Annotated in this window: 21 protein-coding genes, 1 pseudogene and 1 riboswitch; of the genes and pseudogenes, 10 read left to right on the forward strand and 12 right to left on the reverse strand. The window is 41.6% G+C overall.

The window, feature by feature from the left end; translation table 11 throughout:
- Positions 1-15: 15 nt before the first annotated feature.
- Entirely contained in the window at positions 16-258 is a 243-nt protein-coding gene (locus tag D4T97_RS13885) for a DNA alkylation repair protein (RefSeq protein ID WP_126051358.1), read from the reverse strand.
- 523 nt (positions 259-781) lie between these two features.
- On the opposite strand from D4T97_RS13885, the gene D4T97_RS13890 reads away from it, so the two are divergent.
- Positions 782-1,540, forward strand: a complete 759-nt coding sequence (locus D4T97_RS13890) for a CAP domain-containing protein (protein WP_126051359.1) — start codon at positions 782-784, stop codon at positions 1,538-1,540.
- Between the two features lie 26 nt (positions 1,541-1,566).
- Here the strand turns inward: D4T97_RS13890 and D4T97_RS13895 are convergent, their stop codons facing one another.
- A complete protein-coding gene (locus tag D4T97_RS13895) occupies positions 1,567-2,937 on the reverse strand; it encodes an MATE family efflux transporter (protein WP_126051360.1) in 1,371 nt (456 codons plus the stop codon).
- A gap of 134 nt (positions 2,938-3,071) precedes the next feature.
- Here D4T97_RS13895 and D4T97_RS13900 point away from each other — a divergent pair, with 134 nt between their 5' ends.
- The gene (locus D4T97_RS13900) at positions 3,072-3,233 is read left to right on the forward strand and encodes a DUF2639 domain-containing protein (protein ID WP_126051516.1); all 162 of its coding nucleotides are present in this window, start codon (positions 3,072-3,074) and stop codon (positions 3,231-3,233) included.
- Between the two features lie 327 nt (positions 3,234-3,560).
- On the opposite strand, the gene D4T97_RS13905 is transcribed toward D4T97_RS13900, so the two are convergent.
- Positions 3,561-4,124, reverse strand: a complete 564-nt coding sequence (locus D4T97_RS13905) for a GNAT family N-acetyltransferase (RefSeq protein WP_126051517.1) — start codon at positions 4,122-4,124, stop codon at positions 3,561-3,563.
- Positions 4,125-4,409: 285 nt separating this feature from the next.
- Entirely contained in the window at positions 4,410-5,021 is a 612-nt protein-coding gene (locus tag D4T97_RS13910) for a DedA family protein (RefSeq protein WP_126051361.1), read from the reverse strand.
- A 135-nt stretch (positions 5,022-5,156) separates the two neighbouring features.
- Between D4T97_RS13910 and D4T97_RS13915 the strand changes: the two genes are divergently transcribed.
- A complete protein-coding gene (locus tag D4T97_RS13915; RefSeq protein ID WP_126051362.1) occupies positions 5,157-5,486 on the forward strand; it encodes a DUF4870 domain-containing protein in 330 nt (109 codons plus the stop codon).
- Between the two features lie 443 nt (positions 5,487-5,929).
- Positions 5,930-6,670, forward strand: coding sequence for a hypothetical protein (locus D4T97_RS13920; protein ID WP_126051363.1), 741 nt, complete (start codon positions 5,930-5,932; stop codon positions 6,668-6,670).
- Here D4T97_RS13920 and D4T97_RS13925 read toward each other — a convergent pair.
- Positions 6,667-8,499, reverse strand: coding sequence for a DNA ligase D (locus tag D4T97_RS13925; RefSeq protein WP_126051364.1), 1,833 nt, complete (start codon positions 8,497-8,499; stop codon positions 6,667-6,669). The genes D4T97_RS13920 and D4T97_RS13925 overlap by 4 nt on opposite strands.
- Before the next feature lie 132 nt (positions 8,500-8,631).
- On the opposite strand from D4T97_RS13925, the gene ku reads away from it, so the two are divergent.
- Complete coding sequence (gene ku / locus D4T97_RS13930) at positions 8,632-9,471, forward strand: non-homologous end joining protein Ku (RefSeq protein ID WP_126051365.1); 840 nt, start codon at positions 8,632-8,634, stop codon at positions 9,469-9,471.
- Between the two features lie 283 nt (positions 9,472-9,754).
- Complete coding sequence (locus D4T97_RS13935; RefSeq protein ID WP_018707263.1) at positions 9,755-9,955, forward strand: cold-shock protein; 201 nt, start codon at positions 9,755-9,757, stop codon at positions 9,953-9,955.
- A 183-nt stretch (positions 9,956-10,138) separates the two neighbouring features.
- Here the strand turns inward: D4T97_RS13935 and D4T97_RS13940 are convergent, their stop codons facing one another.
- Genes D4T97_RS13940 through D4T97_RS13950 form a run of 3 tightly spaced genes read right to left on the reverse strand, consistent with a single transcriptional unit; the run spans position 10,139 to position 13,865 of the window.
- Complete coding sequence (locus tag D4T97_RS13940; protein WP_126051366.1) at positions 10,139-11,179, reverse strand: ribonucleotide-diphosphate reductase subunit beta; 1,041 nt, start codon at positions 11,177-11,179, stop codon at positions 10,139-10,141.
- Positions 11,155-11,598: a flavodoxin gene (locus tag D4T97_RS13945; RefSeq protein ID WP_126051367.1), complete on the reverse strand. Its 444-nt coding sequence runs from the start codon at positions 11,596-11,598 to the stop codon at positions 11,155-11,157. Before D4T97_RS13945 ends, D4T97_RS13940 begins: the two co-directional genes overlap by 25 nt.
- Complete coding sequence (locus D4T97_RS13950) at positions 11,583-13,865, reverse strand: ribonucleoside-diphosphate reductase subunit alpha (RefSeq protein ID WP_126051368.1); 2,283 nt, start codon at positions 13,863-13,865, stop codon at positions 11,583-11,585. The genes D4T97_RS13945 and D4T97_RS13950 overlap by 16 nt, the downstream gene beginning before the upstream one ends.
- Before the next feature lie 125 nt (positions 13,866-13,990).
- Positions 13,991-14,170, reverse strand: a riboswitch (cobalamin riboswitch).
- 394 nt (positions 14,171-14,564) lie between these two features.
- Here D4T97_RS13950 and D4T97_RS13955 point away from each other — a divergent pair.
- A complete protein-coding gene (locus D4T97_RS13955; protein WP_408021613.1) occupies positions 14,565-14,708 on the forward strand; it encodes a 2Fe-2S iron-sulfur cluster-binding protein in 144 nt (47 codons plus the stop codon).
- A 268-nt stretch (positions 14,709-14,976) separates the two neighbouring features.
- On the opposite strand, the gene D4T97_RS13960 is transcribed toward D4T97_RS13955, so the two are convergent.
- From D4T97_RS13960 to D4T97_RS13975, 4 genes and pseudogenes are all read right to left on the reverse strand, one after another.
- On the reverse strand, positions 14,977-15,159 hold the full coding sequence (locus D4T97_RS13960) for an FAD binding domain-containing protein (protein ID WP_126051370.1): 183 nt from the start codon (positions 15,157-15,159) through the stop codon (positions 14,977-14,979).
- A pseudogene (locus D4T97_RS21115) lies at positions 15,156-17,480 on the reverse strand (xanthine dehydrogenase family protein molybdopterin-binding subunit). Before D4T97_RS21115 ends, D4T97_RS13960 begins: the two are co-directional and overlap by 4 nt.
- Before the next feature lie 107 nt (positions 17,481-17,587).
- Positions 17,588-17,800 carry a capping complex subunit for YIEGIA gene (locus D4T97_RS13970; RefSeq protein WP_126051371.1) on the reverse strand — a complete coding sequence of 71 codons (213 nt, stop codon included), beginning with the start codon at positions 17,798-17,800 and terminating at the stop codon, positions 17,588-17,590.
- A gap of 13 nt (positions 17,801-17,813) precedes the next feature.
- A complete protein-coding gene (locus D4T97_RS13975; protein ID WP_126051372.1) occupies positions 17,814-18,689 on the reverse strand; it encodes a YIEGIA family protein in 876 nt (291 codons plus the stop codon).
- Between the two features lie 433 nt (positions 18,690-19,122).
- On the opposite strand from D4T97_RS13975, the gene D4T97_RS13980 reads away from it, so the two are divergent.
- The 3 genes from D4T97_RS13980 (at position 19,123) to D4T97_RS13990 (ending at position 22,705) form a co-directional block, all read left to right on the forward strand.
- Positions 19,123-20,130 (forward strand): ABC transporter substrate-binding protein, encoded by a 1,008-nt coding sequence (locus tag D4T97_RS13980; protein WP_126051373.1) that lies wholly within the window; start codon positions 19,123-19,125, stop codon positions 20,128-20,130.
- A 521-nt stretch (positions 20,131-20,651) separates the two neighbouring features.
- Positions 20,652-21,512: an ABC transporter permease gene (locus tag D4T97_RS13985; RefSeq protein ID WP_126051374.1), complete on the forward strand. Its 861-nt coding sequence runs from the start codon at positions 20,652-20,654 to the stop codon at positions 21,510-21,512.
- A complete protein-coding gene (locus D4T97_RS13990) occupies positions 21,509-22,705 on the forward strand; it encodes a quaternary amine ABC transporter ATP-binding protein (RefSeq protein WP_126051375.1) in 1,197 nt (398 codons plus the stop codon). Before D4T97_RS13985 ends, D4T97_RS13990 begins: the two co-directional genes overlap by 4 nt.
- Positions 22,706-22,740: the final 35 nt, after the last annotated feature.

Here is a 22,740-nt window from a genome sequence, read left to right on the forward strand (position 1 = left end):
TTAAAAAATATGGGTTCATTGCTCACCGAACTTTGCAAACGTCCTTTCGTCTTCAATCAAACCGCATGATCCACACTGTATCCTTTTGTCAGGTCCGTTATAATGCGTGTGGAAGGGGCCGGCCTCTTCCATCGAATCATACCTTTCAACTACTTCTCCGGTTTCAGGGTTCAATTTTACAGCTGAAACGACTTGCTCAACAATATTAAACCGTGTCCGATTCGTCTTGCAGTTTGGGCAACGATATCTTGTACTCATGATGACCTCCTTTTTCTTTCAGAATAACCAACAAACGATTTTTTTATTAATAGCCGTCAACATCTTTTATTGATTAGAACGTTAAAAGCAACTCCTATAAGTAAGCTGGAGCTGGACAAAGCATTATGTATGAAAAACTTAAGCTTTTTAAACAAAAGTGTAACGAAGAAAGCGCATTGTTCTCCCAAAAACTTCATAGGAGCTGAAGGAAGAGTTCAACAGTTAAAAACCTCATCATATCTTCATATTTGAAACATCTTCGTAACATACGTAACAAACCGCCCTTTTTTCAAACACTGTCAACAGCTAAAAAGTAGAAGTTTTTTACTGTCAGCACTGTAAATTGGAAGCTATGGTAATGTAAGTCATTTCTATTTTCCTTGGAATCTCGCATTATATCAATCATCTTGTGTATTAAGCAATGTAAGGAAAAAACTGTTTGGAATCTGGAATTTCCTCCCACAATTATTACGAAAATCCTATGATACTATGAAAACAGAAAACGACAGGGAGGAAAAACAAAATGAAAAAAACAATCGTTTCTACTGCGGCAGCATTGGGATTATTGGCCGCTCCAATAGCAGGACAAGCAAGTGCAGCACAGCCTGATCAAGTTCAGTCAAATGTAAAGGTGTATTTCTATCAAACTGGCGATATGCAAAAATTTAATGACTTGTGTAAACAGTTTAAAGTTTATCCAAAATGGGATACAGAAACTAACACTTATAAATTTGAACTACCGGCTCAAAAGCCAGCACCACAACAGGTTCAAAAGCCAGCTCCGAAAAAACAGGCTCCACAACAAGTTCAAAAGCCTGTTGAAAAACAGCCGGCACCTGCTCAGCAACAACAGCCTCAACCACAAAAAGAGGAACAAAAGCCTGCTCAGCAGCAAAGCAGCCAACTAAGTGCATATGAGCAAAAGGTCGTTGAATTAACGAATGCAGAAAGAACTAAAAATGGACTTGCTCCACTTAAAATCGATGTTGAATTGAGCAAAGTAGCTCGTGAAAAGTCAAGAGACATGTCCGTCAACAAATATTTCGATCACAACAGCCCGACATACGGCTCTCCATTTGATATGATGAAAAAATTCGGTATCAGCTACCGTTCTGCAGGTGAAAACATTGCAATGGGTCAGCGTACTCCTGAAGAAGTTGTGAACGCTTGGATGAACAGCTCCGGTCACCGCGCTAACATTCTAAGCAAAGACTTCACACATATCGGTGTGGGTCATGTGGCTGACGGCAACTATTGGACACAACAGTTCATCGGAAAATAATACGAAAAAAAGAACGAACAGCTTACTTATAAAGCCTGTTCGTTCTTTTTTATATTTATTCTTATTTTTTGAACGTGTAAAAGCCTTAGTGACAAAGTTACTGCACCTGCACCCAGGCCAACGATCAATCCGAGCCAATAACCGAAGGGACCCAAATCAGTAAATTTGGCCAATATGAATCCAAAAGGCAGACCTATGATCCAAAATGAAATGACAGCCATGATAAATGTTGCATTAACATCTTTATATCCCCTTAATGCACCCTGGATTGGAGCCTGTACCGCATCTGATAACTGAAAGAAAACGGCATACATTAAAAACTGTGCAGCCCATGTAATCACTTCAGGGCTGTCGCTGTACAAACCGGCGATCGGGACACGATAGATAAATAAAAAAATACCTGCAGCAGATGAAATGATGACAGCCTGGATGATCCCCATAAAGCTGTATATTCGTGCGTCATGGAATCTATTGGCGCCGTATTCATATCCGACCAATATCGTCAAAGCCATAGAGATGCTCATCGGTACCATATATAAGAGAGAGGCAAAATTGAGTGCAGCTTGGTGAGCAGCAATAACAACCGTCCCAAATTCACTCATAAACAGAGTTACAGCTGCGAAAATGCTTGTTTCAACAAATATTGATAAACCAATGGGGATACCGAGTGTGAAAATCTCTTTCAGCTTTTTGAAGGACACTCTTTGAACGTTCATAAAGATCCCATAATCAATAAACGGTTTTTTTGTATGTATGATCCATGCGGCAGCCCCGGTAATAATCCAATAGGTAAGTGTCGATGCAATTCCGGCTCCAATGCCTCCCAATTTTGGAAGACCCATTTTTCCGAATATAAGCAAATAGTTAAAAATTATATTCAAGGGGAGAGAGGCCAAAGTGATAAACATTGTGACCCTTGTTTTTCCAAGAGCGTCAATAAATGACCGTAAAACATTATATACGAAAACGGGAATGATCCCAAAAGCCAGACTGATGATATAATATTTAGCTATATATCTAACTTCCTCTTCTAAATTCATCCGGTTTAAAATCGGATCAAGGACAAGGCAGCCTATAGTTAAAATGACAGCTGCCAAAATTAATGAAGCATAAACTCCTTGTATAACAGCAGAAGGAACATCTTTGTGCTTATTCGCTCCCGTCAATTGGGCCACAATGGGTGTCACAGCCAATAAAATACCGCTTAAACCTGTGAATACAGGAAACCATATCGAAGACCCTATCGCAACTCCCGCAAGATGGCTTGCGGAGTAGTTCCCAGTCATCATTATGTCAAAAAATGTCATTGAAAACATAGCCAGTTGAGTAATTAATATGGGGATTAGAATAATATTCAGCTGGGTCAATTTTTCTTTAATGGTAAATGTCTGTTTCATTGGCATCCTCTTTCAAGTTACAAATGTTTAAGACAGATTATATCATACCGGCATTATTGTTATTACTCTATTTTGGACAAGCAACATTGATTTGCTCTCAGCATAAGATATTTGGCGTGGGAAAGGGGAGATCGATGGTGTATATTTATTCCAAGGGCTGGTATATTGCTAGATTAAAAGAAAAGGGTATTCGTTTCCATCCGGAAACTAAAAAGAAGCTGGAATTATATAAAATTTATGTTGTGAGAAATCTATATAATGAATTTATAGAAATGGATGAGGGTAAATCAAATTAAAATCAGCCGGGGCTTGTAATTCCGGCTGATTTTATATTTGTTTTTTGAAATTATTACCTATGATTTTTATTACGGCTAACCCTCGAGGTCACAAGGCGAGAAGGATGTCTATCCAATAAAAAAATGCCACCTGTGCTATAGCCTATGCGAAAAATCTTTGTTAAGCCCGTTGCCAACCTTCACGAAGTGTATTCGTTAAAGATTTCCTGATGTGATTAAAATCAGTGGCTTCCCGGTTCGTTTACGAACTTCCTTCTAGGGAATCATCTTATTTGCCCGCGCTGAGCAATGCACTTGTACTTTTGTTCTGTTCAATTGCAGCGGAAGCTAGGCTTCCATTGGTTGTGTCTCTTCTTCTACAGCAGAATTTCGAATAAATGTCATGGTGTATAAATCTTTAGGCACTTCATAAAGATCATACACATATTCAGTGCGGTTCAATTGATTAAAAATTTCCGGTTTCGTTTCATTGGAAAAAATGGTGTATGGAAGCTTTTCTGCCGCCTTTTTCGACCGAATATTTTCTTTCCGGATCCGCATATAAACTGTTTCGATTTCGCGCTCAAAAAATAGTTCCTGGAAAAAAGCTTCCTTGGCCATATTATTATAGCCTTTTCCGTGAAACGGTTTACCAATCCACGTTCCCAGGAATCCTGACTTGGAGTCGATATCATAAAGATTGATCGTTCCAATCGGGTTCTCCCATTCATCAAGAATGGTCCTTGAAATCAACTCGTTACGTTCCTCTGCTTCAATTGTCTGCTTTGTTAAAAAAACAAACTCGTCGTAAGAAAAAGCTTTCTGACGTACGAAAGGGAAGACATCGGGATGCGTCATCAAATCAAACAAAATCCGGCATTCATGCCCATTTACTTCACGTTTCTTGAGCATCATTTGAATCCCTCCTGCCCAGGGCAGGTCTGTGTTCGATCCTGCCCTCGAAATTTTTTAAGTTTGCATAAAAAATTTCGGGGTGGGAATCGAACCCACTAATACCAGTCAGAAACAGGACTGGTGGCGCACCATTTGCCTTCCCTCAATTATGAGATGTATTCTATTTTTTGGAAGAAAAGCTGTCTAGCTCCAGAACGGCGCTTACGCTTTTCTTGTTATCTACCCATATAATACAAAAATTTATTTTGTTTGGAAATAGCTAAAATAAACTTTTTTAAAATATTATTTTTCGTTTTTCGACAAACGTTTATGTCTCCATTTTTTTAATAGAAAGTATAACAGAAGAACAGTTATAGCTATCCCGATGATCGGTTTTAAATAGGCCGTGGCATGTTCTCCGATCTGATCCCAATGATTTTCCAGCTGTATGCCGATCAATAGGAATAATACCGTCCAAGGAAACATTGCAGCTATAGTAAGTAGGGTAAATTGGGAAAATGACATCCGGGCTATCCCTGCCGGGATGGAAATCGCATGCCGGATGACTGGTATGAACCTCGCCGTAAATATGACTACAGTTCCGTGCTGTTCAAACCAATTTTCAGCTGCATTCAAGTGCTTAGACTGGATAAATAAGTATTTTCCATAACGATCAAAAAAAGGTCGTCCTCCATACATACCAAGCCAGTATAAGAAGAGTTGGGCCATCGTTCCTCCAAAAACGCCTGCAATCAATGCTTGAAAAAAAGATATCTTACCGGTTGCTATTAAAAATCCTCCGTACCCGAGGACAATCTCGCTTGGAATAACCTCTATCATCAAACCGACGGCTATGCCAATAAACCCATAGTCACCAAGGACTTGAAGCAAGTCAATAGCCCATTCCCTAAGCATGGATATTTACCACCCCATTCACACAAGTCATGCTCAAAGAATGAATATGCTTGTACGTATAAAAATATCAATGTTTTTGAAACCTTCTTTGCTCTCTTACGTATTAAAGATAGATATTAAACGGGAGGGAATAAAATGGATACAATTTCAAACAATGACAGAATGCTCGCAATGGCGATATATGTGACAAGTTTCTTTACAACTTTGATTGGCCCGCTCCTTATTTGGCTTTTGAAAAAGGACGAATCTCCATTTATAGACTTTCATGGGAAGGAATATTTGAACTTCATTATCTCCTACACAGTATACAGTCTGGTGGCTTCCATACTGATGGTAGTACTGGTCGGCTTTATTCTTTTGCCGATCATTGGTATAATGGCCTTTGTTTTCACCATCATAGCAGCTGTAAAAGCGTATAATGGTGAAATATATCATTTCCCGCTTGTATTCAGGATTATTAAATAGGATTTCAAAACAAACCGCCTCCGATGCAAAGAAACGGAGGCGGTTTTTATTCTATTTATTAAAGGAATACTTTTTTGTTTTCAACAATTATTCGTGATTGTAGCCGAAGGCCGACTAGGCTCGACAGACGCGGGAGAGCTTGAAGAAAAGGCGCTCTATGCCTTTTTGACAAAAACCAAAGCGTTTCGAGAGGCTAGAGCCCGCGGCCAGAGAAGGAAAAAGCGTGCCGAGGTAAAGCCCTGCAGGAAAAACTGTTACAAAGAGCGGCTTTTTTGCGTCAAAGCGTAAGTGTTGTGATAGCACTGAAGCGACGAGGAGGCTAAGCGTAGGACTTGAGCGAAAATTAACAGTCTTATATTACAGTACTTCCCAAACAAAGAGTAGGCATGTTTGAAGATTACGTCTCGTATAATTAATTGAAACTCCTGAGCAGGGGGAAGAGAATGAACATAAAAGAGCATTATTCACTCATGGCACGGCTGTATTTTCATCAAAGTATCTTGTTTACCGTTGTTTTTACTGTAATCATTCTGCCGAATGTGAGGAAAGCTGACTTTTTTCTCAGTAATCTGGCAGGACTGGTCGTGTTTCTTTGTATGGTTTACTTTATCTTGCGGTGTATTTATTTTTCATATAAAAGCAGCGCTGTTTCGATAATACTGAACAACGGCCCCATGAAAGAAAATGAAGAAACACTGCTGCTGATTGTTTCACATAATTCCAATTCTTTATTGGAGGCATATTCTTCAGACGGCATCAGGCGACTTTCTCTTTTATTCGTTAAAGGAAAAGAGAGACGGGACCGTATGAAATATTATGGCCTGGGGAGGAAGGGCCGCCTGTTTAAAATCAGTGAGCACGGTGTTGGAACGACAGCATACATGCATATAGGGCAAAGCGGCATCAGCTTTATTGCTGCCAAGAGAAAGATTCCTGTGATCATCAATACGAGGGGAAGTAAAAAATTAAGTTTTATTGTGGGACCGGACCATTACGAAGTTAAAAAGCCATACTCGGACAGGCTGCTGTTAAAAAATGGACATGTTATCATGTCGATCAAAAGAGGCTGGATGCCTATTAAATGGCAGCAATACTTTTCACCAAACACCCCTTTGCTGAAGATGGATAGCCGTATATCACAAGAGGAGCGCAGTCTTAGTCTTTGTTTATTGATTCTGTTCTAAGATTGATTCTCCAAGCGGGCAAGCACTTGATCAAATGGCTGATTCGCTTTACAGTGAAAAAATCCTGCAAACGGATCTTTCATCATTTTTAGCCTTTCAAGAACCGACTTCATCGTGAATTGGTCAGGAAATAAGTCTTCGTTCAGTTCATGCCAATGGATAGGGGCGGCCACAAGTCCGTCCTCATTATTCCTGACTGAATACGGAGCAATGATTGTCTTGCCTTCAGCATGCTGAACGAAGTCAACGTATAGTCTGTTGCCCCGCTTCTTTTTCAAACGTTCGGTCGTGAATGAATCAGGATCATAATGAATTAAAAAATCGGCAGCGAATGTTGTGAACAAGCGCGTGTCATCCCATGTGAATTTTCCTTCCGGCAGGGGAATGTATATTTGTAGCCCTTTGTTGCCGGACAGCTTTACAAACGTAAATAGGTTCAGTTCATCAAAAACCTGCTTGAGTATAGATGCAGCGTACACAGCCAATTGGAAATGTGAACGGTCGGGAGGATCCAAGTCAAAGACGATCTCACTAACATATTTGCTTGTAACGGTTTGAAAAGGCACATGGAACTCTATTGCCAGTTGATTTCCAAGCCAAATTAGTGTTTGTAAGTCATTGCAGACAATATAATCAATGCCGTCTATTATTTTTGATTGCACGAAATTCGGCGAGGATTCAGGTTTGTTTTTTTGATAGAAGGGCTCGCCAAACACGCCGTGTGGGGATCTGATGACAGTCAACGCTCGGTTTCTTAGGAAAGGCAATATTAAATGGGCAGCCTTTCTGAGATAACGAACATAATCAAGTTTTGTGGCATAATTTTTTTCCCATAAAATTTTGTCTGGATGGGTGATTTCAATACTATCAGGAAACATCGCCTCATCAAGCAGGAATTTTTCATACGTACAGTCATCGGGGTGCAGATCGAACCTTAAACTTTTAAAATGGGGTTCCCTCATCTGATTGTCCGTCCATTCCAAATAGTTCACATCAACGCAAATACCGGGGGGCACCATGAACAAGGAGCCTTTGCGGCTTATATAATTTTGCCGGATTGTTGTTCTTAGTGCCTGCTTAGTCTCAGTGTCCAGGCTGAATAAGAACTGTCCCAGGGGAAAGACGTCGGCTTCTTTCCATACTCCAACGGAAAAATAACCATTAGACTCATCCATGGAAGTGATGAAGCAGGATACAGTTTTCCAGTTTTTGATTTTTAGCCATTCTGCAGAACGTTTACCTTCCAGCCATTGACTTTGTGCTTGTTTGGCAATTACCCCTTCACTATCGAATTCAAAGGACTTAAGCAATGTTTCCTCTTGGGATTTGAAAAAGGGGATGTACTGGCAAAGCCTGTCATCTCCTGGTGACGGAAATTCAGGGAGATTAAGATGTTGAACAAGCTTCAGCAGTCTGCTTTTACGTTGGAGATAGGGTAATGAAACTTTATCCTCCCCCTGTAAAGACAGGATGTCAAAGACAAGATAGTGGCAGGGCCATTCCTGGGCTTCTAAAGAAATCTTTTCCGTTGAACGCATTCTCCCTCTTTGCTGTAGTTTAGAGAAATTTGCCTTGTACGAATTCTCCAATATAACAAGCTCTCCATCTAATCGAAGGGGAAGATCTTTCTTGACCTTTTCCGCATACCTATTTAGAAATAAGCGGATTTCAGGAAATTGAGGGAGCAGATCCTTTCCATTTCTACTCCAAAGATACATGTCTTCTTTCGTCCATTCCAAAATTCCCCGATAACCGTCATATTTGATTTCATACAGCCAGCTGCCTTTTTCAGGGGAATGAAAGGTTAATATCGGGAGCATAGGCTTCATAAACAAATCACACCTTATCAGAATTTATTTATAGATTTTCCAAACAGATTTTTTTTACCAAAAGTTTATATGTTTATTTACTGGGGCAATTAACAAAAGCTAAGATAAATATGAAGTGACGAAGGTGACGATATGCATACGATGTGGAAAGGAAGCATCAGTTTCGGTCTTGTGAATATTCCAATCAAGCTGCATGCTGCAACAGAGGACAAGGATGTGAAGTTCCGTTCCTTGCATAATGAGTGCCATACACCAATCAAGTATGAAAAAATCTGTCCCACGTGTGAAAAAGAAATTGAGGTAAAGGATATTGTGAAGGGGTATGAAGTGACGAAAGGGAAATTTGTAATTGTGGAAGATGACGAACTGAAGGAACTGAAAGAGGCTGTTGAAGAAAAAGCAGTTGAAATCATCGATTTTATTAAATTAAACGAAATTGACCCCATATACTTTAACCGAAGCTATTACATGTCACCTGACGGGGGAAACAAAGCATATGGATTACTGAGGAAGGCATTGACAGAGTCGGAGAAAGTAGGGATTGCCAAAATAATTATCCGCTCAAAGGAGCAACTGGCGGTCATACGGGTTTATAAAGATACGCTTTTAATGGAGATAATCCATTTCCCCGATGAAGTTCGAAATGTTTCCGATGTCCCTAATGTGCCAGCTGCTGATAATGTGACAAAAAAAGAGATCGATACGGCGATCCTGCTTATCGATCAGTTGACGACCACGTTCGATCCGGACAAATATAAAGACGAATATCGTACAAAGGTCATTGAATTGATTGAAGCGAAGCAGACTGGAAAAGACTTGGTCACAGTTGATGTAAAGAAACCTGCAGCTCAAATGACAGATTTGATGGCGGCACTTCAAGCGTCGATAGACAGGACAAAGCCAAAAGTAAAACGTCCTGTAAAAGCAAAGAAACCAGCTGCGAAAGCATCTGGTGCAACAAAGACAAAATAAGGAGAAAAAAATCGCTCATTCGTATAATATTTATGGAAATGGGCAACACAATAATAAATAAAGAATTGTTTGCCCGCTCCTTGCTTTTTTTACTGTCATCATGTATGATAAATGAAGAAAGTAAGGATATGCCAATTTTATTTGCCTGTATTAGGAGTTACCATTATTCACATGTTATAATGAATATCTACTCCGACAAGTGGGTATTGATTATAATATGTGAATTTTTATTTACCCGGTAAATATTAGGAACATATTAAAAAATTTTTGGAGGTTTTTGTGCATGACAACTGGTACAGTTAAATGGTTTAACAGTGAGAAAGGTTTTGGATTTATCGAAGTGGAAGGCGGAAATGACGTATTCGTACATTTCAGCGCTATTCAAGGCGAAGGATTCAAAACACTTGACGAAGGTCAACAAGTAGAATTCGAAATCGTTGAAGGTCAACGTGGACCACAAGCGGAAAACGTTGTTAAACTATAATAATGCACTAAAGAACTGCCTTATGGGCAGTTCTTTTTGTTTTTATTCGATTTGATTCAGGAGATGTTCTAACCCAGCTCCGGAGAAACACCGCCAAACCCTAAACGAGCGGCTATCCATCAAAACTAGAAGGGAGGATGCGTGAAATCCGTTCATCCTCCCAAAAGGCCATTACCTAGCTATTTACAATTCATCAAATCCATTTAAATCACTTGTTTTTGTATATTGGCGTGATTTTTGTTCAAAGAAATCAGTTTTCGTATCATCGAAGTTGTCAACATATGCACGGATCCATTTCATCGGATTCTCAACATACTCGTTGTAGATCTCACTTAGCCCAAGCATTCTGAGCATCTTATTTGCCCTGTATTTGATATAGCCTTCCATCTCAATAAGATCTATTCCTTCGATGCCATCCAGTACATAACGGCTCCACGTAATTTCCTGTTCTACGGAGTGGCGGAACTGGTCATATACCCATTCTGTAAATTCGTTTGTATTATATTCCTGATTCTCAGCCAGCGTGGCCCTGAACAAGTCGCTGATAAAACGACCATGCTGAAGTTCGTCACGATTGATATATGAAATCATCGTCGATGATCCGACCATCTTTTGGTTGCGTGCCAGATTATAGAAAAAGGCAAATCCGGAATAAAAGAACAATCCCTCCAGCAATGCAGTGTAGACCATAGCTTTCAACACATTTTCAATTGTGGTATTCGATGCAAATTCATTATAAACCTGCATGATCCTTTCATTTCTCTTCAATAATACCTCATCTGTTCTTCCTGTTTCGAAGGATTCATTTTGTCTGTCCAAAGAGGTGACTGAGGAGAGGACATATGCATAACTGTGATTATGCTCGCTTTCCTGGTCAGCAATCGTGGCCATGATCGATTTGACGGATGGATCAGTAGAAAAATGCCCGATTCTCGCTGCTACGTCCGTTTGCGGTCCATCAAGTGTAGCAAGCAGTCCGATAATTTTTAAGAAAGCATTTTGTTCTTGTTCGGACAGTGTTGGGAATTGCTTGATATCCTGTGTCATATCCACCTCGCTGGCACGCCAGAATAAAGCGCGGATCTGTTCTCGATGATTGTAAAAGTGGGGATAGGCAAGGTCATTCCAATTCAAAATTCCGCTGGCTTTTCCTCCGAACAATGCAGTTGACCGATTGGGATTCAGTGGTTCCAAAACAGCTACTTTGTCAAGTGTATTAGGCATTGGTTCAATACTCCTTCCGTCCATTTTATTACTGAATTTTCCTGAAAGCCCCTGGGGCTTTGCTCTATTTTTAATGGTTCGTATGATGAATGATAAAATGCAGCGAGCTTTTCAGCTGCATGGCAAAACAGGGTGTCGCCACCAAATTGAGTATCGCCGGTACCAAAAACGAAAACATTCGGCGGCTTATAGCCGATTTCGTAAACAAAGTCCTTAACAAGTTCGGGAGTTTTTCCTTTCCCCCATGTAAAGGTTCCAACTAACATTGCATCAAAGCGGGAGGGATCGGGGGCTGGACCCGATCCAATTCGATGTAAAATTGTTGTGTGCCCATTAACATTAAGTACCTTTTCAATGATTTCGGCAGTTTCTTTCGTGTTTCCGCTGAAACTGGCATAGCAGATCAGGATTCGCACCATACACAATCCTCTATATCGGATGCAGTTGATCTGACATAATACGTTGTTTTGAGCCCGGAATCCCATGCCTGCAAATGCAAATCAAGCATGACCTGTGCCTTAATATGGTTAGGGACATAGAAATTGAATGAAATTGCCTGGTCGATATGGCGCTGCCTGGCCGCATTTTGCTGAATGGACCAGCGCTGGTCAACAATGTATGCCGATTTTCGGTAAACGTTGTACGTATTGTGATTAAGATCCGGCGCAACAACAGGAAGCTTGTAATTTTTCTTCTCTTCGTGGTAAAAAGGTTTGAACACCGGGTCAATGCTAGCAGTTGAACCGGCTATTACAGATGTGCTTGAGTTCGGTGCTACAGCCATCAAATAACCGTTTCTGATTCCATGTGCTTTTATATCTGCCATAATCTTTTTCCACTCATTGCTTTCGTTACCTGACAAATAGTCACGGATTTCAAAGTATTTGCCGGTCTCCCAGTCACTTTCTTCAAATAGGGGATAGGCTCCTTTTTCTTTTGCCAGCTGCATACTTGCTTTGATGGTCAATTGTGAAATTTTCTCGTATAGGCTGTCTGCTAATAGAACAGCCTCTTTGGACTCCCAGGCTATGCCCTTTAATGCGAGCAGGTGATGCCAACCGAAAGTTCCAAGGCCGATCGCACGGTATTTTCGATTTGTTATCGCAGCCTGCTTGACATCAATTGTATTCAGATCGATGACGTTATCCAGCATTCTTACCTGGATTGGAATCAAACGCTCCAAAATGTCATAATTTTCGTCCGCCGGGTCAACCGCTTTACCCAGATTAATGGAGGATAGGTTGCACACGACAAAGTCGCCGGCTTTTTTGTATGTAATGATGGTATCTCCGTCGACCACTTCCTCGTGATGAACCGTAGGGGACATATTTTGCATGATTTCTGTACATAAATTGGAAGAATAGACCAAACCTGCATGCTTATTCGGATTCATTCTGTTCACTTGATCCCTGTAAAACATGAATGGCGTCCCTGTTTCAAGCTGTGACTTCATGATTCTAATCATGATTTGGATGGCAGGTACTGTTGTTCTAGTCAATTTCTCATTATGTACACACGCTTCGTATTTTTCCCTGAAGGAGCCAGATCCTTTTTCTTCATCATAAAAGTCTTCCAATGAATAGCCCATCTCTTGTTTCACTTCATGTGGATCGAATAAATGCCAGTCTCCGCGGCTTTCCACCTGTTCCATGAAAAGGTCTGGCAGACAGACTCCGGTAAAAATATCGTGTGCACGTTGCCTTTCATCCCCATTGTTAAGCTTCAAGTCGAGAAAGGAAAGAATGTCGGCATGCCAGACATCCAGATATACGGCAATGGCACCTTTGCGCCTTCCAAGCTGATCCACACTGACAGCCGTGTTGTTTAACTGCTTGATCCATGGCACTACGCCGGAGGAAGCTCCTTTAAACCCTTTGATAGAGCTGCCCCGAGCTCGGACTTTGCCCATATAGACGCCTATTCCGCCGCCGTCTTTGGAAAGTCTTGCCACATCTGTGTTGCTGTTATAGATGCCGATCAATGAATCATCCACCGTATCGATGAAACAGCTTGACAGCTGCCCGTGCGCCAAACCGGCATTTGCCAATGTCGGGGTTGCCACCGTCATATAAAGATTTGACAATGCCCAATAGCTTTCGGCCACAAGATTCAGGCGCATGTCGGCAGATTCATCCTGCATAAGGTGCATGGCAATGATGAGCCATCTTTCCTGTGGAAGCTCGAAAGTATTCTTTTCATGATCAACAGCCAAATATCTGGTAGCCAGCGTATGAAGCCCCGTATAATCAAAGAACAAATCACGCTCAGGCTCGATCAGCTCTGCCAATTCATTGATTTCCTGTTTACTGTATTTCTTCAGAAGGGCAGGGGTGTAGATACCTTTATTTGTTAACTTTGTTATTAGCTCGTAAAAATCCCCGTATTTCTTGCTTTTATCGTATAAACGGTTTTCAGCCGCTTTTTTATATAGGTCCTGTAAATAAATACGCGCTGCATCAAATGACCATTGTGTATTCAATTCGTCGACATTTTCCAGTGCGGATTGAATAAGAATATCGGTGATATTTTCAGCTTTTATTTCAGCCCTGGTTTCAATGCTCCTAAAAATCTTTTCTCTGTACTCTTGTGATTCAATCGTAGTGACTCTCTGAATGAAGCTTTCCAGACGATCCCTGTCAAACGGTTTTTTTCTGATTCCGTGTTCCTTTACTATTAAAGTTGTCATTTTTTAATAGAAACCTCCTGTTTTATACAAATAAAAAATCCGCTCTCGAGGAAAGAGCGGATCAAACGATAGGGAAAAGAACATAGCTCCTCTATCGTTTCATCTTCCCAATCCCCGAAGAATTGAAACTCGGACAAAAAAAGGCAGGTCTCCTGACTCATGCATCAACCTACTGGGGGACCTTCCCGTCATGATGGACAGTGGTTTTTCCCTTTCGTTCGCATTTACAGTTGCGGGGACAGTTCCGGTTTTTCACCGGATTCCCTATTAAGCCCATAATGGGCACCTTTTCTTGTGAATTATCAATATATTGTGTTATGTACAGTCTTCGTCACCAAATATAGTGTCGAAAGTGATTTTATCATGACTGAAATCGAAATACAAGCATAACATATTTCTTTAAAAGAATAATAGAAAAAGGAAGGAACTGTGACTTAATTTGTCGAAAGTGATTATTTACGGATTGAGAAGTATTTTTAACGGATAAAAAAATGGATAATTCCTGCCTGAAATATAAAGAATAATAATTAAAGAGCAATGTCAGCAGGGAGGAAATCAGTGTGAACAGCAAACAAAATGATCAGCAGGGGAACTTTCGGCATTTGCACAGAAATTAAATCAAAAAGAAGCACAAAAAAACATAGAGATCTATAAAGCAGAATTCTTCGATGATGGATTTGCAATCAATGCTGCCACGCCTTGGTAGAGAAACATCCCAATGCAACGGATCAAATCATTGAAGAATGGTTTGAATCCGATCTGTGCAGGTGTACGGGTTACGCGGAGATTAAAGAGGCTGTCAAATCAATGTTAAAATCAAAGGATGAAAATACCCCCGGTTGATTGAAGGCCGAGGGTACTTGTCTTAAAGTAAAAGAAATTATTAACATAGACATAACTTTCTAACCGAATGAGGATTAGTTATGTCTAGCTCCGACGGACAGGAGGCCCTTATGCCGACGGCCCACAGGATTTGGCGTATTAAGTCGGCCATGCGCCATCGGCTCGAGGCCACAAGCTGCAAGGAAGCCTATTCAGGATGAAGGTGCTCCTGCGCTATAGCTTATTCGAGGAATCGCAAACCTGCATGATGCATATTCAAAGAAATTTCTCACGATGTAATGCATTTTATATCTATAACTGCATCCGCTGTAAGCTGATTATTCCTTGCGAAAGTAATGAATTCCGTTCCTCCGCAAAAGATTTCAGTCTTTTTATCATCCAATGTATGAAACAATTCAATTGCTCCGTCTAATGAATCCGGGCGATAATATTCAAAATCGAAGGGGATCAATTCCTTCCCTCCTTTTGTTTCCAAATGAATTCGGGAATTAGCGGAAGTGTATTCAAGTTTGTCTGTACCGCTGCAGAGAGAGAGTTGGCAAGTGCAGCAAGCATTCCGATCACTCCATATTCACCGATCCCACGGGCTCCAAAAGGGCCATCAGCAGACGGGGTTTCGATAAAATCAACAAGGTATTCCTTGGGCACCTCGCCGAATCGCAGCATTTGGTACGTGCGCAGTTGGGGATTAAGAACAACCCCATTATCATCGAAAATGAATGATTCACTGCTTGCAAAACTTAGTCCCAAATACATTTCGCCTCTCATTTGTTGAATGTCTGTAGCCGGATTGATAATAGTCCCGCCGTCCAAGACAGTGACGGCTTTTAAAATTTGATAGGAGTAATCCACTGGATTTAGTTGTATTTCAACTGCCTGGGCACCGACGGACCACCAGGGCCCTGGTTTTCCGAATCCGGTATTTTTGTCCATCGGAGTCAGATGTCTTTGAATATATTTTCCATGGCCTACAATCTGCCCCTCGACAGCATTTCCGTTTGGGAACTTATAGCCTAGTGCAAGGTCTTTAATTTCAACCCCGTATTCCGGACTCGGCTTCAAATAAACTCTTCCGCCGCCTACCTCGAGGTCTACTTCCGAGCACTTCAGAACGATGGAAGCGGTCCTTTTTAATTTAGTCTTGGCATCCTTTGCGGCAGCTTGGACAGCTCTCCCTGCAAGAAATGTCGTACTGCTTGCAACAGTTCTCCATTGATGGGGGTCGTACTGTGTGTTTACTTCCATTGTGACATGGATTTTATCCAATTCCAGCCCCAATTCTTCCGCTGCTATTTGAGCAAGGATCGTCTTTGATCCCTGGCCTAGTTCAATGGCTGCACAGTTTAGGTTGACACGTCCGTCCGCTTCAAAAGTCAACAGTGCCCCAGCTTGCGCATTCGTTGCTGTGGTAGATGTTTTCCAAAAAAGGCTGATTCCTTTAGCTTTGATTTTTCCACCAGTTTCCAGTCTTTGTCCTTCCTCCCAGTTGATCAGTTCCTTGGCTCTATTCATACACTTATCCGGATCTCCTATATTGTTGGCCGTCAATAATGTTTGGGTGGGGGAGGTGTCTCCAGGTTTGATAGAGTTCAACAGCCGCAGTTCGACTGGGTCGACATTCAACTTTTCTGCCAACTGATCCATCGTTCTTTCTACAGCAAAGGTAAGCTCAGGATGTGCATACCCCCGAAATGAAGTTGCATATGTATGGTTGGTGTACATACAATATGAGTCGCACAATACATTAGGTACTTCATACGGACCGCTGCAATCAAGCGCGGCTGCTCTAGTGATGCCTGCCGCCTGATCCGTATATGCACCCGAATCGATCAAGAAGGTGTATTGGCCAGCCATTATTTTTCCTTCCTTCGTAGCTCCTAGCCTGACTGTTGCATGAAGCCCGATATGCCCCGGCGCAGGTGATCATATCTTCTTCACGATCATATTGCAGTTTGACAAGCTTCCCGCCGACCATTTTTGAAGCCAAGTAAGCCAGGGGCTCCAATTGAACGGTTCCCTTCCCGCCGAATGCTCCACCAAGAAGCGGAACATGACGATTATATTTCCGACTTCGAGATTAAAAAATTGATTCAATACTTTTTTAATCGTATAGGGTGATTGTGTGCATGAATGAACAATAACTTTTCCGGACGGATTGATTTCAACGCTGCATGTCCTCGTTTCCAAGGCAGCATGATCAGAAAGGTTGAATTCATATTCTGCCTTCATTTTCACTTCACAGCTTTCCCAAGCCTGGATGAAATCACCCTTGCGTATCTTAATGTGGCTTCCGATGTTTGTACCTGAAACGGGATAAACGTTACTGATGATTTTTTGATATTGCCCAGCATTGTCATGGACTAAAGGGGATTCTTTTTGGATTGCTTGTATCACACAATTGACAACAGGGAGAGGTTCATAATCGACCCTGATTAATAATGCCGCCTGCTAGGCCTGATATTCATTTTCAGCCACAACTAACGCGATAGGCTCGCCAAAGTAGCGGACCTTGTCAATTGCCAAAGGAGGGCGATCCGCCAGAATAGGCCCGATATGAAAGGGAAACATTTTTCCGGTAATCACTGCTCGAACCCCTGGAACTTTCCAAGCTTCGTCCGTATTTATTCCCTTGATATTGGCATGCGCATATTTACTGGTTGCCAATTTGGCGTGCAGCGTATCAGGGTAGCTTACATCCCCGGTGTATTTTATCGTTCCGGCCGCTTTTTCCAGTGCATCAATTCTTTGCTGCGATTTTCCGATTTTCGTCAATACTTTCTTCAACAAGGAAATAGCCTCCTATTTTCATTTTATGAAGAAAAAAATCAGGGGGGTAGCTGCCTGCCCAAGCGTGCACAGATTCCTAACAGTTTCATTTTTTATCTTGCCACGATAATAACTGTTTCCTTATTAATTTCATGTGAGGATGCATCTAAAATTCTTTCAAGGCTTTTGCTTAGCTTTTGAAGTTCCTCGTGGTTTGCTGATAAAAATACCGGCGCTCCGCTATTGATGATTAGGTTTTTATCTGTTGTGACGATTGCTTTAATATCAGGGGTTTCAGCCACTTGTTCATTCTTCCTTTCGACCATGAGGGGAAGCCTCCTATTTGCCTTTGTCCGCTTCACCTGGCAGCCTGATTGCGCTGTCAAGCACAGGGACATGCTCAAGTACAGTTTTTATTTGTTGGAAGTCTTTTTCCTGAGGCATAAGAAATAGCGCGACTCTCCCATCATTCATATTTCTTTTTGACAATGGAACAATGTCGGGTTCACCTGTGTCCAGATATGCACCTAGTACATTAGCTACATGATGAAGCATTGCCTGCCTTTGCCCGAGATTGGAAATAGTCACCACACTGTTTTCATTTTTGGGAGTGACAATGGCGCCTACACCTTGATTCAAAATCATCTGCCGGCTCTCTTTCAATCCGACATTTTTAATATGTATGTCATCAACGTATAAGTTTGGGCCGTCAAATCGGATTTCGCCTTCCGAAATATCTGCGATTGCCAACAAATTATTTCCTGTCATATTCCGTTTAACAACAGAAAGCATGATAATTCCACCCAGAATGCCTAGCCAAGGTGAAAAGACCGCAAATATGGTAGTCACTAGTCCAGTAAACATGACTAAATAATTCCTGCTTTCAAATGCCTGAGCCATTCCTTCAATAAAAGGCGTACCGCGCCTGACAAGCTCGCTTGAATCAATATTTGTCAATGTATCCCGTTCCATTTTTCTAACTTCCCTGAACTGGGTTGCTGCGAGTCCCAAAAATGTTACCGCAGTCCAATTAGATTCAAGGACTGAGGGAACGGCTACCGCACCGATAAAAGCCGCTATAAATCCTAGTGAGAGATGGATGATCCTTCCTTGCGGATAAGTAGGATACTGCCTGAAGTCGGTTCGAAGAAGTAATACTCGGGCTATACATCCGAAAAACACTCCGATGAGCACAGCCAACAGATTTTGATCCATACTAATAACTCCTTTTTTACTCAACTGCCGCTATGTATATTAGGGTAACCACCTGGAATAGATTATATGATGCTTTTTTTATTTCCTAACTAACACTTTAAGAAAAGAGGGAAAGTTCAGTTTACTATTATTTTGTTTGGATAATCGATTCTAAACTGACTAAAGTTACCGAACAAGGGAGGTAAACGGAGAATTCGGGAACATATGGGAACGATTGCAGTTTAATTCAGCACTAACTCTATTACATCGCAATTAAACTAATAAATTGGCCTTTACACTCGTTTGATATAGTCGATGCAGTTGGCTAAGCTTAATAGTGTTGCATGTTTTCGGAGAACTATGCTCAACATTTCACTCATTTATCGGATATGGAGTGAATAGCGTTTGGACATAATGTCCACGCTCCATAAAAAATAGAGAAGGGGAAGAAAGCATGAGGAAAATAGGAAGTATTTTTGCTGCAGCAGCGCTTCTGTTTTTAACGGCTTGCGGAGGAGGCGGCAGCGATGAAACAACATCAAGAAAAGGATCGGATAAAATTGTATTTGCTGATGCAGGGTGGGACAGCATCAGGGTCCATAATGCAATTGCCCAAAAAATTCTTGAAGAAGGATATGGTTATAAAACTGATGTGACGGCAGGATCGTCGTCAGCGACGCTTCAGGGACTTAGAAAAGGTGATATCGACGTCTATATGGAAATATGGACAGACAACCTCAAAGAAGTATATGAGGATGCAATTGAATCAGGAGATATTATTAAAACCTCTGTAAATTTTGATGATAATGATCAAGGGCTTTACGTACCTGCATACGTCATTCACGGAGACAAAGAGAGGGGAATCGAACCGCTGGCACCGGATTTAAAAACAGTGGAGGATTTAAAGAAATATCCCGAAGTCTTCGCCGATCCTGAAGATCCGGACAGGGGAAGGGTAATCAATGCGCCGAGCGGCTGGATAGTAGCCGACCATATTGATTCCAAATTTGAAGCCTACGGATTGGATGAAACTTTGAATAATTTTATGCCCGGTTCTGATTCAGCTATTGTTGCATCGCTAGTGGATGCCTATAAATCTGGCAAAGGCTGGGTTGGATACTATTGGTCCCCAACAGCAATCACTGCCAAGTACGATCTTGTACTGCTCGAAGAGCCGGAATATGACGAAAATACTTGGGAAGAAACAAAAAAGACCAAATTTCCTCCAAATGACGTAATTATAGCAGTTCACAAAGATTTGCCTGAACAAGCACCTGAAGCAGTTGAGTTTCTGGAAAACTATGAAACTAGCAGCGCCTTGACGGAAGAAGCCTTGCAATATATGGAGGACGAAGGAACTTCCGCTGAAGAAGCAGCGCTTTGGTGGATGAAAGAGCATGAGGATATATGGTCGAAGTGGATTCCGGAAGATAAAGCACAAAAAGTTAAGGAAGCTCTTTAAGTTTTGAGCAGCTGGCCGTTTGTGCTGGCTGCTTTTTTCACAGATTGGATGGTGAAAGATTGGACGAAATGTTTTGTTCAAAAAATATTAAATGTGTCCAACTTTGACGGACAAGACATGAGGTGCTAGTGCAAGCGAAGCGACGGGGTGTCGCGGTCTGAGCCTGCCGATGTGATAGGACAAGGGAAGCTTCGACATCGTGAACTCGGACGAAGGAAAAGCGTCAGCTTTTTCGAGGAGGTGGCGCTTTAAGACTGCCCAGGTGCCGCTGCCGCAAGGATCGAGTTGCAGGAAGAGAATTCAGGATGTTTTTTCCTCCGGCACAACGTATTCGAGGGACCATATGTTTCCTTCATCGCAAAGCCATAAGGAAGTAAATTCGGTGAAGATTCTCACGCTGTAATTAAGATAAGCAGCTTTGCTGGATGAAAAGCTGCTTCATCGAAATTCGCCTTGTGCTTGTCACCTAAGGCTGCGCTTGTGTCATTCATACAAACAAAAAAATAAGTGGGGTTTTTACTATGGAAGGATTTCCAGATTTAAGGACGAATATAGGCGTCTATGTAAGTGATCTTGTAGATTTCCTTGACAGATCGCTTGAAGGGTTTTTTGATTTTATTTTTTTAATTTCCTCAAAATTAATTAACGGAATAGAGGATTTTTTGCTATGGACGCCATGGTGGCTATTCATCATTGCGATATTTTTACTCGGTTGGTATTTCAAATCTGTTTTGTCAGGTGTTTTATATGCGAGTTTTATCTTTTTAATCGGTACATTTGGGTTGTGGGAAGATATGATGACTACCATCGCGATCATATTGACTGCCGTCTTAATTTGTTTAGTGATTGGCATTCCAGTAGGTATATGGATGTCATACAGTAGCGGTTTTTCTACAGTCATGCGGCCAATACTGGACGCGATGCAGACGATGCCAAGTTTTGTTTATTTAATTCCAGCCATCTTTTTCTTCGGATTAGGTAATGTCTCCGCGATCTTCGCTACACTGATTTATGCCTTGCCGCCTGTTATTCGTTTGACTGAACTAGCAATCCGGGGAGTTGACAAAGAGGTCATAGAGTCCGCGCTATCATTCGGATCGTCCAGATGGCAGATGCTGCGGAAGGTACAGCTGCCACAAGCGCTGCCTACCATTATGGCCGGGGTGAACCAAACGACGATGATGGCCCTCGCAATGGTGGTCATTGCTTCCATGGTCGGTGCTTCCGGTTTGGGGGAGCAAGTGCTTGTGGCAATCAATCGAATTGATATCGCATTAGGATTTGAGGCGGGTATCAGTATCGTATTTTTAGCCATTATCATTGATAGAGTTACAAATGGAGTTGCAGAGAAGTTTCAAAAGCACAAGGGGGTAAGCCAATGACTGCACAAATTAAGCTTGAGCATGTCTCAAAGATTTTCGGCCCTAAACCGAAATCTGTCATCCCCATGGTGAAACAAGGGATGTCCAAAGAAGAGATACTGAAGAAGACAGGACACACGGTAGGTGTATACGATGCTTCCCTTGAAATTAATAAGGGTGAAATTTTTGTGATTATGGGTTTATCCGGCAGCGGAAAGTCCACACTGATCCGGTGTTTTAATTTATTGAACAAACCCACTGATGGAGCAATATATATTGACGATCAAAATATCATGACATCTAATAGTTCCGGTCTGAAAAAAGTGAGGCAGGAAAAAATTGCGATGGTGTTTCAGCATTTTGGACTGTTCAGTCATCGGACGGTGCTTGCCAATGTGGAATACGGCTTGGAAATCCGAAAAATACCAAAGGCTAAAAGAAGAGAGATTGCTTTAAAGAATATAGAAATAGTAGGATTGAAGGGTTATGGAGATAAATATCCTGATGAGTTATCCGGAGGAATGCAGCAAAGGGTTGGATTAGCGAGAGCTCTATCCAATGATCCCGACATACTATTGATGGATGAACCGTTCAGCGCGCTGGATCCTTTGATTAGAAGGGAAATGCAGCTTGAACTGCTGGATATCCAGAATCGATTGCAAAAAACAATTGTTTTCATTACCCATGATGTCAACGAGGCATTTAAATTGGGAGACCGGGTAGCAGTCATGAAAGATGGGCGAGTAGTTCAGGTCGGTACCCCGGAGGAAATCATCGAAAAGCCGGCGAATGATTATATTTCTGAATTCATTAAGGACATCGACCGTTCAAAAGTACTTCAAGCGGAACATGTGATGATTAAGCCGAATGCCCTCGTTTCCTTGAAGGACGGATTAAATGTAGCAATCAAAGAAATGAAGGCCAATGGCATATCCAGCGTGTTTGTTGTCGATCGCCAGCGGCAAGTGAAGGGAATAGTTACAATTGACGACGCAATCAAGGGGCGTGAAAAGAAACAGACATTGGAGGAAGTAATGCGCCATGACATTTCCATTGTTAAGGGAGACGAATATGTCAGCGAACTGATTCCAAAAGTGCTGGAATCAAAATTTCCTCTCGCTGTTGTAAACAAAGAGAATAAGTTGGCCGGCTTTATTTTACGTGTTCATGTTTTAGCCGGTTTGACAGCAGATAACGGTTTTGCTTTAAATTAATCAAAGGGGGAGCAGTCAATCACTGTTCCCCCTTA

The organism is Siminovitchia acidinfaciens (assembly GCF_003605385.1).
Lineage (GTDB): Bacteria > Bacillota > Bacilli > Bacillales > Bacillaceae_C > Siminovitchia > Siminovitchia acidinfaciens.

Bases quoted from the DNA above. Each gene is read 5' to 3' on its own strand.
- D4T97_RS13975 (WP_126051372.1), bottom strand. From the start codon at position 18,689: ATGGATCAAAATCTGTTGGCTGTGCTCATCGGAGTGTTTTTCGGATGT.
- D4T97_RS13910 (WP_126051361.1), bottom strand. From the start codon at position 5,021: ATGCTTAGGGAATGGGCTATTGACTTGCTTCAAGTCCTTGGTGACTAT.
- D4T97_RS13920 (WP_126051363.1), top strand. From the start codon at position 5,930: ATGAACATAAAAGAGCATTATTCACTCATGGCACGGCTGTATTTTCAT.
- D4T97_RS13900 (WP_126051516.1), top strand. From the start codon at position 3,072: ATGGTGTATATTTATTCCAAGGGCTGGTATATTGCTAGATTAAAAGAA.
- D4T97_RS13905 (WP_126051517.1), bottom strand. From the start codon at position 4,124: ATGCTCAAGAAACGTGAAGTAAATGGGCATGAATGCCGGATTTTGTTT.
- D4T97_RS13945 (WP_126051367.1), bottom strand. From the start codon at position 11,598: ATGGTGCGAATCCTGATCTGCTATGCCAGTTTCAGCGGAAACACGAAA.
- D4T97_RS13985 (WP_126051374.1), top strand. From the start codon at position 20,652: ATGGAAGGATTTCCAGATTTAAGGACGAATATAGGCGTCTATGTAAGT.
- D4T97_RS13950 (WP_126051368.1), bottom strand. From the start codon at position 13,865: ATGACAACTTTAATAGTAAAGGAACACGGAATCAGAAAAAAACCGTTT.
- D4T97_RS13915 (WP_126051362.1), top strand. From the start codon at position 5,157: ATGGATACAATTTCAAACAATGACAGAATGCTCGCAATGGCGATATAT.
- D4T97_RS13935 (WP_018707263.1), top strand. From the start codon at position 9,755: ATGACAACTGGTACAGTTAAATGGTTTAACAGTGAGAAAGGTTTTGGA.
- ku (WP_126051365.1), top strand. From the start codon at position 8,632: ATGCATACGATGTGGAAAGGAAGCATCAGTTTCGGTCTTGTGAATATT.
- D4T97_RS13925 (WP_126051364.1), bottom strand. From the start codon at position 8,499: ATGAAGCCTATGCTCCCGATATTAACCTTTCATTCCCCTGAAAAAGGC.
- D4T97_RS13890 (WP_126051359.1), top strand. From the start codon at position 782: ATGAAAAAAACAATCGTTTCTACTGCGGCAGCATTGGGATTATTGGCC.
- D4T97_RS13980 (WP_126051373.1), top strand. From the start codon at position 19,123: ATGAGGAAAATAGGAAGTATTTTTGCTGCAGCAGCGCTTCTGTTTTTA.
- D4T97_RS13895 (WP_126051360.1), bottom strand. From the start codon at position 2,937: ATGAAACAGACATTTACCATTAAAGAAAAATTGACCCAGCTGAATATT.
- D4T97_RS13970 (WP_126051371.1), bottom strand. From the start codon at position 17,800: ATGGTCGAAAGGAAGAATGAACAAGTGGCTGAAACCCCTGATATTAAA.
- D4T97_RS13885 (WP_126051358.1), bottom strand. From the start codon at position 258: ATGAGTACAAGATATCGTTGCCCAAACTGCAAGACGAATCGGACACGG.
- D4T97_RS13940 (WP_126051366.1), bottom strand. From the start codon at position 11,179: ATGCCTAATACACTTGACAAAGTAGCTGTTTTGGAACCACTGAATCCC.
- D4T97_RS13990 (WP_126051375.1), top strand. From the start codon at position 21,509: ATGACTGCACAAATTAAGCTTGAGCATGTCTCAAAGATTTTCGGCCCT.